The organism is Vibrio sp. Vb1026 (genome assembly GCF_033338745.1).
Taxonomy (GTDB): Bacteria; Pseudomonadota; Gammaproteobacteria; order Enterobacterales; family Vibrionaceae; genus Vibrio; species Vibrio alginolyticus.
Genome location: NZ_JAWOTH010000002.1, coordinates 18,844 through 34,531 on the forward strand (window position 1 = coordinate 18,844; position 15,688 = coordinate 34,531).

Genomic DNA, 15,688 nt, shown 5'->3' on the forward strand with positions numbered 1-15,688 from the left:
AGGGTGAGCCAGTACACGTCCCCTGACTCGGTTTGTATTCACTGTTTTATATATACAGATTGTTATGAATTACTTGTTTTTGTTGTCTACCAATACCGCCAGCAAGATAACCACTGCTTTTGCAATCATTTGGTAGTAGGAAGAAACATCAAGTAGGTTAAGTGCATTGTTCAAGAAACCGATGATCAGCGCACCAATCAAGGTACCCATGATACGACCTTTACCGCCCATCAAGCTGGTACCGCCAAGAACAACCGCTGCGATAGCGTCTAGCTCGTAGCCCATACCCGCTGTTGGCTGCGCCGAAGAAAGACGAGACGTTACGATAATACCTGCAAGCGCTGCTAGCATACCGCAGATGGCGTAGACACCAATCTTCACTCGGTCTACATTGATACCTGATAGGCGAGTCGCAGACTCGTTGCCGCCTAGTGCGTAAACATAGCGACCAAAGCGCGTGTGGTTAAGTAAATACCAAGCCGCTGCGAACACAACCACCATTAACCAAACAGGAACCGGAATGCCTAGCGCGTAGCCAGTACCAAACCATGCAAACGCATCTGCGGTGTCAGTAAAGCCTGTCGAGATTGGTCGACCTTCGGTGTACACCATGGTCACACCACGTAGTAACGTCATGGTAACCAGCGTAGCGATAAATGCCTGCACCTTACCCTTCGCAATAATGATACCGCTGATCGCACCTAACGCTGCACCTGCGACTAAAGCAGTTGGAACCGCCACTAGCACCGGAACCTCAAGCGCAATCATGCTTGCCGCAAAGGCACCACACAATGCCAATACCGAACCAACACTTAAGTCGATGCCTGCTGTTAAAATAACTAATGTCATACCCACTGCGATAATGGCATTCACGGAGGTTTGACGAAGAATGTTGAGAATGTTGTCGACCGTAAAAAAGTTCGGGTTCAAAAATGACACAACAACGATCAGAAAGATCAAAGCTATCAGTGATTTTTGCTCAATCAGCCACTCTTTTGTGAACAACTTCTTGTTGCCAGTTTCGGTTGGTTTGCTCATGGTATTCGTACTCATGCTGCTTCCTCATTGATCTCTTTGCCTACGGCACAGGCGAGTAATTTTTCTTGATCGGCGTCTTTCGCATCAAATTCGCCAGTGATACGACCTTCATGCATCACTAAAATACGGTCGCTCATGCCGAGCACTTCAGGCATCTCGGAAGAAACCAAGATGATGCTCATGCCTTCGGCCTTAAACTTGTTGATGAGCTGATAAATCTCTTTTTTTGCTCCGACATCAACACCACGTGTCGGCTCATCCAGAATCAGAACTTTAGGTTTCGTCATTAACCCTTTCGCTATCGCAACTTTTTGCTGGTTACCACCAGATAAGTTGCCGATGATTTGATCTCGCGTTGGGGTTTTAATGTTGAATAACTTAATAAAATCTTCCACAGCAATCACTTCGTCGCTGTGTTGAATCTGGAAGCCTTTGGTCAGCTGGTTTAGCGAACAAAGTGACATGTTCTCCTTAACCGAAAGACCTAAAACCAAACCATCGCCTTTGCGATCTTCAGAGATGTAAGCGATACCATTTGCCAAGCCATCTTGCGGGCTAACCGGGTTAATAGTTTTGTTATCAAGATTGATAACACCATGCTCACTAGGTAATGCGCCGTAAATGACTTTCATGAGTTCAGTGCGGCCTGCGCCCATCAAGCCAGAAATTCCAAGAATCTCACCACGCTTGAGAGTAAAGCTCACATCCTGAACGCCAGACCCAGTCAAACCAATGACTTCAAGACAAGTTTCGCCATGTTGGACATCAATACGTGGATATTGCTCTTCTAATTTTCGGCCAACCATCATTTCAATTAGGCCATCTTCATCAGTGTCGGACACCTTGCACTCACCGATAAACTTACCATCACGAAGCACCGTAATATCATCACAGATTTCAAAGATTTCTTTAAGACGATGCGAGATGTATACGATGCCGCATCCTTGAGCACGAAGCTCATTAATCACTTTAAACAGTGATTCCGTTTCGGTATCGGTCAATGCGTCCGTTGGCTCATCCATAATGATGACTTTCGACTCAAACGAAAGTGCCTTTGCAATTTCCACCATTTGTTGTTCACCAAGGCTTAAATCGCCAAGCAATGTTTTTGATGAGTGCTTTACATTCAGACGTTTTAAAAGCTTGTCAGCTTCGTCATACATTTTGCCCCACTGGATACGCCCTAAGGAGCCAGTGAACTCTCGTCCCAAGTAAATATTTTCGGCAATCGTCAGTTCAGGAATCAGGTTCAGCTCTTGGTGAATAATGCTAATACCAGCTTCCTGTGAATCGCGTGGACCTTTAAAGGCCGCCGGCTGACCTTGATATTGAATGCTCCCCGCATCCATGTGGTAAATGCCTGTCAACACCTTCATTAACGTTGACTTGCCTGCTCCATTTTCACCCATCAGCGCCATCACACGGCCTGGATAAACATTCAGGCTTGCTTTGTCGAGTGCTTTTACGCCCGGAAACGCCTTCTCAATTTCGCTTAGTTGTAGAATGGCTTGAGTCATAATCTGTCCTCAATATCTCTGGCTTAAAAAACCACGCCCGCTTGGAAAATAACGTTCGCATATGGCGAGCATTCGCCCGTTCTTACGATAGCGCGACTTTGGGCCGTGCGTGCTTTAAACGCTTCATGTGACACGTAGCTCACCTCAATAGATTTGCCCGTTTCTTCACTCTCTTTGCTCAGTTCGTTGAGCAACGCTTCATGCAAAACTGGGCTTGCATCAGAGAACTCTTCCGCAATGATGACCCCTTCGATTTGGGACTCAGATAGAATTACGCGAACAGTATCAAGAAAACTTGGTACCCCATGCGTTAGCGCCAAATCGATTCGCTGAACATGCTCTGGGATTGGTAGACCAGCATCACATATCGTGATCTCGTCGGTGTGGCCTAGCGTCGCCACCAAGTAAGAAATATCTGAGTTAATTAGGGTACTTTTTTTCATCTCATCGACCTTTCGGTTACACGTTCATACAACCATGAGCGCCTGTTTTAAAGTGTTTTGTTATTAACAGAAAACTCATCGAAACGTTTCGATGAAATAATAATTCGTCATCGCAATTTGACCAGTGTGAGATCGATAAGGTGTGAGAATGATCTGTAATTCAATTGTCATTGAATAGGAAAAGTGCACTTAAGTCACACTTTATCATCGAAACGTTTCGATGACAGTATTTCCCTGTCATTACAGTTAGGTTTTATACAGGGAGGGAGGAAAAGAGACGTCCAACTACTGAGAAAACCTCTAGTTAATAAGCTCGAAACCTTTCACGTCATCACAATTCTTAGATAGCTGCCTGATTTTGGAGAACGCTCACCTTACAATCTGGTTACAATTTGCCAAAACACATCATCCGTTCAGTACCTTACCTGGTACGCGACGTTTGTAGGGACACAAACGGAAACTAAGAACCATAATGAAGTTAAGCAATAGAGTCATTTTGCTTGTCGCGCCAGTGATCTTATTAAGCGCGTTAGTATCTAGCTATATTATTTATAGCATTCAAAAAGTGACGCTCATCAAGCGGGAAGACAGCTATATTCAGTTGCAGATGGAAAAGCTCGCCGGGCAGTTTCGACAAGCGAATATTTTTCTTAATAGCTATGCCTATACGCTCAGTAAAAGTGATGTATTACAAGACTATTTGGTAAATCATAACAACCCCTATCGTGAACGAGTCTTGTTTAACCGATTAGACGAGACCGCTGAAGTATTGAGCCATGGTTACAAAGGCGATGCGAGCATGGCGATCCTCGACGGCAAACAAAACCTTCTCTACTACACAGAAAACAAATATTACGAATCATCGGGCGTGGTCGACCCAAAGGTGTTAGAGTACATATCACGAAGTTTCAATGAGAGAGAGGCTTTCAGTCACACTGGCTTTATTTATAACTCCAGTGGACAAAGCATTCTTCTTCAATATGAGGTCGTCGACAAAAGAACGGGGACTCACCCTTTGAGCTTTGACTCGAAAAATGTGTTTTTTGTGGTAGTTTCCGTATCACTTGAAGCCTTTAACGAGATTAAGCATGAAATCGAGTTTGACACACACAGCGTGATTACTTTCGCCGACAAACCCATTTATCTTGATATTTCTCTCGCTCAAACCATTGAGCTGCTGCCGCACTTTTATGCCGTGCTTTCTCCTGCCGAATATTTAATGTGGAATAAAGTCGATAAAGTGTGGCTAGAACTTGCTTTCTCCTTTGGCGTAGCGGCGTTTTTCACTATCACATTAATCATTTTGGTGTTGTACCGCTATGTGTTGCGCCCTGTTTCTCGCCTTGATAAGCAGCTGAACGAACTTGAATCTAATCAACGTGACAATATTGAAAAGCTAGAAACAAACGATGAAATAGGACGCCTCTCTGCACGCTTTTTTGATATGTATGAGGAACTTAATGTCATCTATAAAAAGACAAAACGCCTAGCTGAAACGGATCACCTGACGCAACTCGCCAATCGCCATCGTTTTCATGAGCTTGCCACTCGTGAACTTATCTCCCCTTCGCAGTTTCTGTGGGTTGTTTACGTCGATCTTGATAACTTTAAATACGTGAATGATAAATACGGGCATGAATTGGGAGATAACTTATTAAAAGTGTTCTCATCACACATCAAGAATGCTTGTCAAAAGTTCTCGCACGATTACAACAGCCCCTGCTTTGCCGCCAGGTTGTCTGGTGACGAATTTGCAATTTTGCTGAGCTCAAATCAAGAGGTAAAACGCTTGCCTGATTTGCTTGCATCAGAGTTACTAAAACCGATTAGTAATCTCAGTTCATCTTGGAGTAATTCATTTCCCGTTACGGCAAGCGTAGGTATTGCACAATATCCTCAAGACGGTACTGACATCGCGAAGTTACTCTCCAGTGCCGATGCGGCTATGTATCAAGCAAAACGGGCAGGGAAAAATCAATACGCCTATTATTCAGCCGCTCTCAATATTGAGTCTCAAAGACGAAGTCAGCTTGAACGTGCGCTCCGAAAAAGCAATGTAGAGGAAGAATTCCACCTTGTTTTTCAACCCTATATGAACAATCGAAGCAACGAAATTGAGGGGTTAGAAGTCTTGTTGCGCTGGGAAGCCGAAGGTATCGGCCCTATCCCCCCAAAGGAGTTTATTCCAATTGCAGAGCAAGCCGGATTATTTGATAAAATTGACCGCTGGGTTTTCGCCAATGCAACGGCGGAATACCATCAATTAAGGAATATTTTCGGTAAGGATATTGTTCTTTCGGTCAATCTTTCATCAGCAGAGCTAAACTCGATAGAAATGGCAAACTACATCCATGAACAAGCGACACTGCACAGTGTTAAACCAGAATGTATTGAGATAGAAATAACCGAAACCTTTGCCGCAGAACAACAAGGCACGGCTCTACTTGATGAGCTATCAAAACGTGGCTACCGTCTTGCAATTGATGACTTTGGTTCTGGTTACACATCGTTAACTCAGCTCGTTCAGTATCCGGTTCAAAAAATCAAATTTGATCGAGAGTTCCTCGTTACATTGATGAACACCAACAACGGCCATGTGATCAAACCTATTATTGAGCTATGCCATGCCCAAAATAAAACGGTTACAGCAGAAGGTATTGAACACAATATGATGCATGAATGGCTATCGGCATACCGCTGCGACTATATGCAAGGCTATTTATTTGGTAAACCAATGACTAAAGAACAATTGAGCTTGTGGTGGCAATCGGCAAATGACGACAGTCGATTTGATGCGTCCATGGTCAGCTCAATTAGGGTTTCAAGAACATAAGTTAAGGGGAGACGTACAGCAGTCACAACTGTGGCGGCTGTATATGAGCTTCATTGATAGATGCTCAGCTTTTGTTCCCCCATACCTATCTCTATGACTTTAGTTGAGTAAATCACTATTTATTCGTTTTTAAACCAGCACTTCCTTGAAATCCAAACCGGTCAAATTCAGCGCTTTGACGCTATCGTACAAGCCACCTTTTTTGTCCGTGCAAAACGTTCTGAGCCCAGCACCTTTTACTCTGAACAAGTCAGATTCATTAACGGCTTCTCTATTCAAAACGAGTTTCTTAAACGGTCTAGCACGACTTAGCTTACCATGACGAAGATTATACTCGGTAGCAGAGGTATCAATGGCATCAATTTGAGTGACAATGTTTAATGCTCGCCAAGGCTTTCCTTGTAGATTTAATGGTAAAAATTCGACATTCTCGCTCAACACATCGAGCTTATCCGCAATAGAAGCGGATACAGCAAGAGTAAAAGATCCCCATGCTGCAATATCAGGCCTGGGCAATGGCTTTTCACCCATAACGTCTAACCATTCAATATCAATACTTTTCCAACTGGCTTTAACAGACTCTCCATAGAGTTGGATAGGTTTGCTTGCCGTTACTTGAAGAGACATTTCCAATGGCGACTCTTGCAACATTGCAAAATCATTAACATTGGGAGTGACAATAAACACTTTATTAAATGCTGTCATAACCGTCCTTAAATAATTTTGAGCGTTTTTCTTAATGAGACGAGCGCTTTCACACCAAATCAACCCAAACCAAACCAAACCAAACCAAACATAATAGATAGAGTTTACTTTCATGTTCAAAAATTTAATGAATTAATATCTGGCGCTCTTATCTTTTAATTTCGAAGTTTTATTATTTATATACTTTAATCCACACGATAGAATTATTTTTTCAATTTTTACTATGTACCCTTCCTTATGTAATCGAATAAATTAGAGAATAAACAATAGCACGCGTCACTTCACTTTTGTCGAGCTCATCACTCTCACTTAAACGACACATTCACAAGTTCAATTTTTGAACGACTTAGACTTAGCTTTGTCAATCGTGAATTAAAAACAACCGATTCACTGCTGTTTTACTGCCTTTTCTTACCACCCTGTTGTTTATTCATACATTATAAATGCACTTATACACATAACGATTCGGCGTTACGATTTGTTACGAGTTAAATCACAAACTTTTGAGGTATTGGATAAAGCGTAGAAAAAGAAAACACATTGAAATAAAAAGAGTTTCTAAAGTACGAAAAATAAAACGCCGTTTTTATAAATTAGCAACTTCACAAATATCCTTAAACACAGTTTTATTAATTACATATATCAGATATTATTTACGCCGAAGTTTATAGAAATCATCGTTAAACTTCATATTTTTTATAAGTTTCAATTAGTTAGTTTTTAACTCGAAAACTTATCGTCAACCCAATATCAAGCACCTAAGCGTGCAATAAGAAACATTGGGAATAGAATTATATTGATGTGCATGTTGTTTTAACGAATGCATGAAGCAATCGGTAAATTTGTAACACCATAGAGTTTTATTTAGCCAAGATGAAAAAGTTAATTTTATTATTTACATGTGCGCTGTTGTCTGTCTCACCTTTTGCTTTTGCAAAACAATCAGATAACGAACCCAGGGATCATTTACGACCAAAGCAAGTTGAACATGTGTTTAAACAAGCCAAGCTAGATGGCATAGTAGACTTTAAGTTGTTCAGTGACGCTTACATCGCTTATCAGAAGACACCCGATAGAAAGAAGTCGGTACTAACGATCATCGACTATAGTAAACCATCAACTGAAAAGCGTTTTTATGTGGTTGATTTAGATAAAAAGAAGCTAATCTACAATACGTATGTTTCTCACGGCGTGAACAGCGGAAAGAAAACAGCGACACAGTTTTCAAATGTCGTAAACTCGCGAAAAACATCATTGGGCACTTTTTTGACTGATACCACTTACTACGGCTCAAATGGCTATTCACTTCGATTAGATGGGCTAAGCTCTGGATTAAACGACAAAGCTCGCGAGCGTTACATTGTCGTGCACGGTGCCGATTACGCAAACCCTTCCTTCATCAAGAAGAATGGATACCTCGGACGCAGTTGGGGTTGCCCTGCTTTGCCAGAGAAGTTGTCTCGCGAGATCATTGACACTATAAAAGGCGGCAGCGTTATTTACGCAAGCGCGTAATACCGATGCGATACATATGGGGAAGAAAAAAGAAGATTCTATTTCTTCCCCAGTAATAATCCTGTTAGCTTAATCGTCCTTGTGCAACGACTCTCTTTCCATTTTCGCTTACTCGAAAGCGAAAACTATTGTGTTATTCGCTGATATACCTAAGTGCGATCAGAAAACTCTGTTCATCCCCCTTCCATCTCGTTAGTATACGCTGAGTTGATCAGACACTGGCTTTCATCGTTATCATAGTTCCACTAAGATTCCTTAATCATGGTGGGTAACTGTGGCTTTATATGTTTAGGGTTACTTCTTGCGTTATCTACACCGTATATTATTGATGCTTTCTTTTTCCCTGCTCTCAGGGCTCATCACAGCTTCATATGCGCATGAGTGGCACCACACCAAACATTACACTTCCGAGCGCCTACTTAAACTCTCTCAACAAGACGATTTTGAGCTAGCACACACTGATTTTCATGCCTCAGCTTCTCTGAGCTCTTGGGGTTCAGAAAGTTACTACCTACATATAAAGCGCGAGTTGTTCGGGCTTGTCTCCTGTCGCCGAACATCAGCTACTGATGGCGTTTTATCATCAGATTTTACTCCTGATTATTTTTTACTTATTGCTTTCTCTTCTCCACCACTACTGGAGTTGGCAAAACAAGCATCTCGCTTACCTCTAGACAGTTATGGCGGACTCATGAGTCAACGCTCTCTTTATCGCCTCTCAGGAAGAAAGGAAGCGAACTTAATGTACGTCTTTACTCATGGTCGCAACGCCTTCTCTGTTGTTTAACTTTTTATGACATACAGAGAACACGAAAATGTAACGATAAGAGCCAATATGCTCATTGTTACTAGAACCAATTTGAGGTCCATATAATGACAAGAATCGCTACAACCATCGCACTAGCATTACTATTTGCAGCGGGCTCAACCTTAGCAAACACAGAAACTAAGCCAGAAGAAATGAGTAACGACACTCTGTTAGAGTGTGCCAACGTTTCTAACGCACGTATTGCAGTTCCGGAACACAGAGCGATGTTCAGACACTACTTAATGTCTGAGAGAGACTACAGCTTTGACCAGCTATCGTCTGCCGAACTTGAATTTAAAGCAGCAGATAAGAATGAGTCTGAAGTAGAGAACATCTACAAGTCTCAGTGCAAAGAAGTTGGCGAATACTTATATAGCATTGGCTATTAAATTCGAAACCCTAACGACACTCAAAAAGAAAGGCGCAATGTATGCGCCTTTCTTTTTACTGATAAAAACCTGTCGATTAGATGTCTAATCTGCATACAAGCTTAAAAGTGCAAATCAAGTAAACTTACTGAGAAAACTCAGACACATCCTTGGGTTTACAGAACGCTCGACGTGCTTTAACAAACAAGAAACTAAGCACTCCAATCACAAGAGTAATTATTGGTGCCGCCATTAATAGCATTGTGATTGCTTTGCTCATATTTTCCGGTAGCAAAGGAAGTAATGAACCAAAACCGCATAATATCAGCGTCCATAAAATCGCACTCAGCCACGCAAAGTAATGGAATTTACTAATACGTTTCACTCGCAACCCCATCATTAATGGCAATAGGGAACGAACAACCGGAATAAACCGCGCGCACAAAAGCGCAACCAATCCATGTTTACTGAGTAATACGTCGACTTGTTCCAAACGCTTTTGAGGAACCGCACTCACCCAGCCTTGGACCTTAGGTAAGCGATTTAGCCACTTGCCTTGTAAATAAGCCGCCCAACTTCCCAACCCCGCACTAACAGCTATCACCAACATGATCATAATTGGGTCAAGGACGCTAACCGCCGCCAGCGTACCGGATAGTACGACGACACTGTCGCATGGGAAAGGTGCAGCAGGAATAAAACCACTTTCCAAAAAGATAATCACAGCAACAACAAAATAAACCAAACCTGCACTGCCTGGCGCCATTAACGCCGTGAAATCTTGATGCCAAAAAGCACTCAAGACCTGAATGATCGAATCAAACATAAACCGCTCCTAAGCATAATTAACCAAAAGTTGCAAAAACATGGAATGTGTTAGCGAGCATGTATAAAGCGGTATATGAAATTCGATTCTTTTCTCACGCCGATTCTGTATTTAGAGTGAGTAAAAATACATTCAATACAACAATCTAAAGCCTCATTGCCGATGCGTTTTAGCCACTTCATCGAGTAAATTGCCGAACGATGCGCCCACCATGCTACATCAAGCATTTCAAACCATTCGGGTTCTACATCGTCGTTCGAGCTCATTTCCTTAGCATGGCTAACCCTCACTACATTCCGGCTGTTTAAACTCGGATAGTCTTGTTGTATTGGAGAGATAGGATGTTCTGAAAAGTGCTTCGACTTAGCGTCAACAGCGATATGCTGGTTATGAAAGGAAAGAAAATTTGGGTGTGAGTGCGCCAGGCTCATGCTCGGAGCCAGCAAGCAGAAAAGTAGTCCGAGTAAAGCAATCAGAGTCGTACGCACAAAGGTAACCAAAACCAAAATAATAAGTTCTTTTAACCCTGTGCGTAGCTATTGGCAATTAGTATTCTTAATCGTTAAGAATACTAATTATTTTTCACCGTAAGGGTAGCTTTCAAACATCTTCGCGATTTCTTCTTGGATGAGAGATTCTCTTTTCTCAGAGCTCATTGACTCAGACAGTTTACGACTTGAAACGCCTTTCCAAACGACTTGATTAGCCTTTGCATCAACCAGTTCAACCACCAACTTCCCATACTTACGCTCTTTATATCTTTCTGGGCTTGAAGTGATCACACCAAAGCTATTCCAGCCATAGCCAAAGCTCACCGACGATCCTGAAGAAACAAGCTCGGATTCTTCTACGATATCATGATGTACGTAAAGGTCACCGCCACTATTTACCTTAATTAAACCCTTACCCTCAAGCTGTTCAGCAAGCCCTTGCTCAATACGTCGACCATCAATACTGGTAGGAGCTTCCGCCTGAGCACCGAAGTCAAACGTTCTGTAAGCTGAAAAGTCGGCTTGTTTATCTACATCGGTTGTAACGGTAGTACAAGCAGATACCAGCATCACCACCAGCCCTAATATCAAACCTCTCATCATGTTAAATCTCCTTTGGTTAAGCTGACTGTTTCAGCAGAATTACCCTGTGTTATACATACGCATCAACAGTAAAAAGTAATCATTTCAATATCTAGTCTTGACCATGAAACGTGACTGTTCAATAAACGAGATTAACCTTTACACAGAAAATCTTGAATATCATCAACATCTAAACACCTAAGAATTCGGTGTTTACGACCTAATTGGAAGCCCCTAGGCTTAGTAGCAGAATCGCGAGTGCCACAAAAAACCAGAGACAATGAACACTTTAACATCAGTCCGCTACTTTTTTAGGCAACTGACAAACATTTGATGAGAAAAGACTTTTCTTTTTCGTGCAGTGTGGCATATTAACTGAGTCCTATCGATGCGCGGGCATCGTATAATGGCTATTACCTCAGCCTTCCAAGCTGATGATGCGGGTTCGATTCCCGCTGCCCGCTCCAATCTCTTTATCCAATTTACTCATAAAAATCCGATGGCGGAGCGAACAAACGGCGGCAGCGTTGTTTCCATGATAAGTTTGGTCGAGTTACGTCATAAAACATGTCTTTCCATTCTGCAAACGTCACGCGGATGGGATTAAAGCTGTTTACAGGTTTAGAAACCCCATACCGAACCGTTTCCACCTCTGGTTCAAACGTTCCGAACATTCGATCCCAAATAATTAATACACCCGCATAATTTTTGTCGATGTACTGACGGTTCACACCATGATGAACGCGATGATGAGACGGCGTGTTAAATACCCACTCTAGTGGCCCGAGCGAACGAATTGATTGGGTGTGAACAAAAAACTGTAAGCCCAGATTAAACAACACAACGAAGACAACCCATTTTGGCTCAAAACCAATAATCACCAAGGGCAACCAAAAAATCCACATCCCCGCTAGCGGATACATTAAACTTTGACGAAATGCGGTACTGAAGTTCATTCTTTCCGAACTGTGATGAACAACGTGCGCGGCCCACATCCAACGAATACGATGGCTAGCCCGATGAAACCAGTAATAGAAAAAATCTTGCAGGACAACAAGTAAAAGAAAAGCTGAGACGCTCATTTCGATATCAAACAAACGCCAATCAAACCACCACAAATACAACTGAGCAATCAGTAAACCCGTGAGTATGTCTGTCGCTTGGTGTAAGCCCGCAAGAACAAAATTACACGCTACTTCAGGGAAGTAATACGTCGCGCTTTCAGGCAAGCGTCCCCTTCTTTGTCCGAACCAATATTCGGCAAGCATGCAGAAAAAGAAAACTGGGGCCAGAATCATCAGAAGTAATTCTGGGCGGTCCATCAACTGCGTCCAATCCATTGTGTTTCTACCATTTTGCATAGTGATCTTCAGTAAGACCCATAACTTCTTCTAACTGATGTTTGATGCCATTTCCATCGATAATATAGCCAGAGAAATAACCGATGTACTGACGAAAGTTACTTTTGAGAAGCCAAAAATTTTTCTTCTCTGAGCGTCGATTCAAAGGCGTGAACTGTAAGTTAACTCGTTTATCTTCAGACGTAATATGCCACTTTTGCCCTTCATCACTTCGTGAAAACTGAAACTGCACAGGTTGCAAAAAGTGACGCTGACCATTAATCCACAATACATTTTCGCAATAGCCAGTTTCATTAACGCCAGCTGCCAAGTTCAACCCCAGACGCCTGTCATCCTCAAAGCAATTGATACTCGCCCAGCGCCAACTTGTTTCTCGCCGCATGTACCCAGCGGAAAAATCGTAACCAGCAGCCACCTCTGAAAGATCTTGCTCTTTTCCTAATATGAACAAGTTACCGTCTACTGCTAACGCATTGTGCTTCTGAGTATATGTCCAACCCGCATAACCTGTTGGCGTACACAACATTAATGGCAAACTCATATTTTCTGGACGTAAATAGAGATCCGCATTGACTGACTCTGTCACAAAGTGGACGTGCCAAATACCATCCTTAATAGAAAACTGAACTCTTTTGTTAGCAAGATGGGCAAGACTGCACCAACTGGAAGGCTGAGTTTGATAACCTATATTAAAAGGTTTCAACCATTGTTGCTCAATCAACTTATTCTTTTTAATATCAAACAGGTAGCAAAAGCCGGATGCTAAATACCGTATATCAGCAATCGCTACTCCAATGACGTAATTAGGTGTGACCAAATTGACGAACTGAAACTGCTTATAATCGCGGTAACGGCGCCACTTAGACACCGGCTTATCCATCTCATCGAGGTAGGTAAATTTATCTAGCTGTAACGATGTTGGAATTCCATCAAGGTGGCCAAACGCTGGTAGGCCATTCTGCTGAATAAACGAGTTCAGAACCTTAAGCTCATCCATATAGTTGTCTTTTCACAAGTTATCACACACAAACTTTAACATGACGTTAACATAAACAATTTGCGTAACTGCACAACAACATCGACTAAAGTGATTTCTGCTTGTTATATGTGAAACTGATCACTCAACCACCCGCTTACTTAGCTAGCCCTACCTATCTCAACCAACACAGCCTGGGTTAGAAGCTGCACATTCTCATCCGCAGGAAAGACCACTACAACCATTGAATCTTGGTCAAAATCACTATTTAATGGAAATACATTCATATAAACTGATTGCTTATTCACATCAAGGAAGAAATCTATGTCATACATACACGATACTATTGTTGCGTTGCAACACAGTAGCCCTGCGCAAAAAGAATTTTACCAAGCGGTAGAAGAAGTATTAACTTCTCTCGCGCCGGTAATAGAAGGCAATAATAAATATAAGGAACAAGCGATTATCCAGAGGATCGTCGAGCCAGAACGTCAAATCATGTTTCGAGTTCCTTGGGTTGATGATGCTGGAAATGTACAAGTAAACAAAGGTTATCGAGTTGAATTCAACTCTGCTTTGGGGCCGTACAAAGGAGGATTGAGATTCCATCACTCAGTCAATGCGAGCATCATAAAATTTCTCGGCTTTGAGCAAATTTTTAAAAACGCACTGACTGGCCTTCCTATCGGTGGCGGCAAAGGCGGTTCAAACTTCGATCCTAAAGGAAAATCCGACGGCGAGATCATGCGATTTTGCCAATCATTTATGAACGAGTTGTACCGTCACATCGGTCCTACCACCGATGTGCCCGCAGGCGATATCGGTGTCGGGGCGCGCGAAATTGGCTATATGTTTGGTCAATACAAACGATTGACGGGCCGCTACGAAGGTGTGCTTACAGGCAAGAGTCTGCTTTGGGGTGGCTCACTCGCCAGAAAAGAAGCGACAGGATATGGCGCCGTCTATTTTGCAGAGTGCATGCTCAACGACCGCAACGATTCATTGAAAGGGAAAACTTGTCTCGTTTCTGGTGCTGGCAACGTGGCTATCTACGCCATTGAAAAACTGTACCATATGGGAGCAACGCCAGTTACATGCAGCGACTCTCGAGGTACGATCTATCATGAGCACGGTATTGATCTTAAGCTCCTAAAACAACTGAAAGAAGTGAAAAGAGCAAGCTTAGAAGAATATTTAGAAACTTACCCTGAAGCAGAATACACACCAGAGGGCGACTATCCTAATGAAGGACATGCTGTTTGGCGATATCAGGCTGATGCTGCCTTCCCTTGTGCGACTCAAAATGAATTAACGTCAGACGACGCACTGGCTCTTATCGAAAACGGATGTATTTTGATTAGTGAAGGGGCGAACATGCCAACCACCCGTGATGCTGCCAATATTATCGTGGACTCGGACATAGCTTATGGGCCTGCAAAAGCAGCCAATGCAGGCGGCGTTGCAACCAGTCAACTTGAAATGGCGCAAAACGCCAGCATGCAAAACTGGACGTTTGAACAAGTGGATAGTCAGTTGCAAACCATCATGAAAAATATTTTCATCAATGCAAACGAAACCAGTAAAGAGTTTGGCCAACCTGGAAATTTAGTTTTAGGCGCCAACATTGCAGGCTTTAGAAAAGTCGCTGATGCAATGATTGAGCAAGGTGTCGTCTAGATGAACGAGCCAGCAGGATGACTGCTGGCTTAATATAACTCCGCAATAGGCCGCGCTTTTTGATAAAGAGCTCCACTTAATTCGCAATAAGCGTTGTCACTTCTGTTTTAACGGAGTTGGCGATAAAGCAATTCTCATGGGCCATGTGATGCAGTTTTTCTAATTGAGATGGTGTCGGTTGTTTTTCACCTGAAAATGTTATCTTAGGGTTTAACGTTACCTTTGATACCCACTCTTTTCCGTTTTCGCCTTTTTCAAGCTCCCCTACCGCTTCATCGAAGTAACTGTCCACAACATAACGTCGCTTTGCTGCAATAGACAGGAAAACGAGCATATGACAACTAGAAAGTGCCGCGACAAACGCTTCTTCTGGATCAACGTTTTCTTCTACGGATAGTGGTAATGGTACTACGTGGGGAGATGGAGATGCTGGGACTTGCAACCCTCCATCAAATTGCCAAATGTGTGCCCGACTATACTTATTATCACTAAACTCTTCGCCAGCTTTACGATGCCATTTGATTAAAGCGGAATGCTTACTCATTCTA

At 42.5% G+C, this 15,688-nt stretch carries 15 protein-coding genes and 1 tRNA gene; 6 read left to right on the plus strand and 10 right to left on the minus strand.

The genetic code is table 11. The features are described from left to right. Nucleotides 1–69: 69 nt before the first annotated feature. The 3 genes from rbsC to rbsD are packed head-to-tail and all read right to left on the minus strand — an operon-like array spanning nucleotide 70 to nucleotide 2,998. Complete coding sequence (gene rbsC / locus R7E47_RS04095; protein WP_005382618.1) at nucleotides 70–1,053, minus strand: ribose ABC transporter permease; 984 nt, start codon at nucleotides 1,051–1,053, stop codon at nucleotides 70–72. Further along, a complete protein-coding gene (gene rbsA, locus R7E47_RS04100; protein ID WP_025767874.1) occupies nucleotides 1,050–2,555 on the minus strand; it encodes a ribose ABC transporter ATP-binding protein RbsA in 1,506 nt (501 codons plus the stop codon). Before rbsA ends, rbsC begins: the two co-directional genes overlap by 4 nt. Nucleotides 2,556–2,578: 23 nt before the next feature. After that, nucleotides 2,579–2,998, minus strand: a complete 420-nt coding sequence (rbsD, locus tag R7E47_RS04105) for a D-ribose pyranase (RefSeq protein ID WP_005382620.1) — start codon at nucleotides 2,996–2,998, stop codon at nucleotides 2,579–2,581. A 472-nt stretch (nucleotides 2,999–3,470) separates the two neighbouring features. Between rbsD and R7E47_RS04110 the strand changes: the two genes are divergently transcribed. After that, nucleotides 3,471–5,831, plus strand: a complete 2,361-nt coding sequence (locus R7E47_RS04110; RefSeq protein WP_033906465.1) for an EAL domain-containing protein — start codon at nucleotides 3,471–3,473, stop codon at nucleotides 5,829–5,831. 129 nt (nucleotides 5,832–5,960) lie between these two features. On the opposite strand, the gene R7E47_RS04115 is transcribed toward R7E47_RS04110, so the two are convergent. Next, entirely contained in the window at nucleotides 5,961–6,536 is a 576-nt protein-coding gene (locus R7E47_RS04115; RefSeq protein ID WP_017635389.1) for an imm11 family protein, read from the minus strand. 873 nt (nucleotides 6,537–7,409) lie between these two features. Between R7E47_RS04115 and R7E47_RS04120 the strand changes: the two genes are divergently transcribed. The 3 genes from R7E47_RS04120 (at nucleotide 7,410) to R7E47_RS04130 (ending at nucleotide 9,248) form a co-directional block, all read left to right on the plus strand. After that, the gene (locus R7E47_RS04120) at nucleotides 7,410–8,051 is read left to right on the plus strand and encodes a murein L,D-transpeptidase catalytic domain family protein (RefSeq protein ID WP_005373154.1); all 642 of its coding nucleotides are present in this window, start codon (nucleotides 7,410–7,412) and stop codon (nucleotides 8,049–8,051) included. 328 nt (nucleotides 8,052–8,379) lie between these two features. Next, entirely contained in the window at nucleotides 8,380–8,838 is a 459-nt protein-coding gene (locus R7E47_RS04125) for a hypothetical protein (protein WP_033906462.1), read from the plus strand. 86 nt (nucleotides 8,839–8,924) lie between these two features. Next, nucleotides 8,925–9,248 (plus strand): hypothetical protein, encoded by a 324-nt coding sequence (locus tag R7E47_RS04130; protein ID WP_005373158.1) that lies wholly within the window; start codon nucleotides 8,925–8,927, stop codon nucleotides 9,246–9,248. Nucleotides 9,249–9,372: 124 nt separating this feature from the next. On the opposite strand, the gene R7E47_RS04135 is transcribed toward R7E47_RS04130, so the two are convergent. From R7E47_RS04135 to R7E47_RS04145, 3 genes are all read right to left on the minus strand, one after another. Continuing rightward, nucleotides 9,373–10,053: a DedA family protein gene (locus R7E47_RS04135; protein WP_033906460.1), complete on the minus strand. Its 681-nt coding sequence runs from the start codon at nucleotides 10,051–10,053 to the stop codon at nucleotides 9,373–9,375. A 50-nt stretch (nucleotides 10,054–10,103) separates the two neighbouring features. Continuing rightward, a complete protein-coding gene (locus R7E47_RS04140; protein ID WP_230238006.1) occupies nucleotides 10,104–10,541 on the minus strand; it encodes a hypothetical protein in 438 nt (145 codons plus the stop codon). Between the two features lie 87 nt (nucleotides 10,542–10,628). Continuing rightward, a complete protein-coding gene (locus R7E47_RS04145) occupies nucleotides 10,629–11,147 on the minus strand; it encodes a DUF4136 domain-containing protein (RefSeq protein WP_005382627.1) in 519 nt (172 codons plus the stop codon). Nucleotides 11,148–11,518: 371 nt separating this feature from the next. Between R7E47_RS04145 and R7E47_RS04150 the strand changes: the two genes are divergently transcribed. Next, a tRNA-Gly gene (locus R7E47_RS04150) sits at nucleotides 11,519–11,593 on the plus strand. A 15-nt stretch (nucleotides 11,594–11,608) separates the two neighbouring features. Here R7E47_RS04150 and R7E47_RS04155 read toward each other — a convergent pair. Both R7E47_RS04155 and R7E47_RS04160 read right to left on the minus strand, forming a co-directional pair. After that, a complete protein-coding gene (locus R7E47_RS04155) occupies nucleotides 11,609–12,466 on the minus strand; it encodes a sterol desaturase family protein (protein ID WP_005373167.1) in 858 nt (285 codons plus the stop codon). Between the two features lie 7 nt (nucleotides 12,467–12,473). Next, entirely contained in the window at nucleotides 12,474–13,484 is a 1,011-nt protein-coding gene (locus tag R7E47_RS04160; protein ID WP_033906458.1) for a DUF2804 domain-containing protein, read from the minus strand. 303 nt (nucleotides 13,485–13,787) lie between these two features. On the opposite strand from R7E47_RS04160, the gene gdhA reads away from it, so the two are divergent. Then, nucleotides 13,788–15,140, plus strand: coding sequence for an NADP-specific glutamate dehydrogenase (gene gdhA / locus R7E47_RS04165; protein WP_005373174.1), 1,353 nt, complete (start codon nucleotides 13,788–13,790; stop codon nucleotides 15,138–15,140). Between the two features lie 76 nt (nucleotides 15,141–15,216). On the opposite strand, the gene R7E47_RS04170 is transcribed toward gdhA, so the two are convergent. Beyond that, nucleotides 15,217–15,684, minus strand: a complete 468-nt coding sequence (locus R7E47_RS04170) for an OsmC family protein (RefSeq protein ID WP_017820322.1) — start codon at nucleotides 15,682–15,684, stop codon at nucleotides 15,217–15,219. Nucleotides 15,685–15,688 lie beyond the last annotated feature (4 nt).

Coding starts and splice junctions, on each gene's coding strand:
- rbsC (WP_005382618.1), bottom strand. CDS start 1,053: ATGAGTACGAATACCATGAGCAAACCAACCGAAACTGGCAACAAGAAG.
- rbsA (WP_025767874.1), bottom strand. CDS start 2,555: ATGACTCAAGCCATTCTACAACTAAGCGAAATTGAGAAGGCGTTTCCG.
- rbsD (WP_005382620.1), bottom strand. CDS start 2,998: ATGAAAAAAAGTACCCTAATTAACTCAGATATTTCTTACTTGGTGGCG.
- R7E47_RS04110 (WP_033906465.1), top strand. CDS start 3,471: ATGAAGTTAAGCAATAGAGTCATTTTGCTTGTCGCGCCAGTGATCTTA.
- R7E47_RS04115 (WP_017635389.1), bottom strand. CDS start 6,536: ATGACAGCATTTAATAAAGTGTTTATTGTCACTCCCAATGTTAATGAT.
- R7E47_RS04120 (WP_005373154.1), top strand. CDS start 7,410: ATGAAAAAGTTAATTTTATTATTTACATGTGCGCTGTTGTCTGTCTCA.
- R7E47_RS04125 (WP_033906462.1), top strand. CDS start 8,380: ATGCTTTCTTTTTCCCTGCTCTCAGGGCTCATCACAGCTTCATATGCG.
- R7E47_RS04130 (WP_005373158.1), top strand. CDS start 8,925: ATGACAAGAATCGCTACAACCATCGCACTAGCATTACTATTTGCAGCG.
- R7E47_RS04135 (WP_033906460.1), bottom strand. CDS start 10,053: ATGTTTGATTCGATCATTCAGGTCTTGAGTGCTTTTTGGCATCAAGAT.
- R7E47_RS04145 (WP_005382627.1), bottom strand. CDS start 11,147: ATGATGAGAGGTTTGATATTAGGGCTGGTGGTGATGCTGGTATCTGCT.
- R7E47_RS04155 (WP_005373167.1), bottom strand. CDS start 12,466: ATGGATTGGACGCAGTTGATGGACCGCCCAGAATTACTTCTGATGATT.
- R7E47_RS04160 (WP_033906458.1), bottom strand. CDS start 13,484: ATGGATGAGCTTAAGGTTCTGAACTCGTTTATTCAGCAGAATGGCCTA.
- gdhA (WP_005373174.1), top strand. CDS start 13,788: ATGTCATACATACACGATACTATTGTTGCGTTGCAACACAGTAGCCCT.
- R7E47_RS04170 (WP_017820322.1), bottom strand. CDS start 15,684: ATGAGTAAGCATTCCGCTTTAATCAAATGGCATCGTAAAGCTGGCGAA.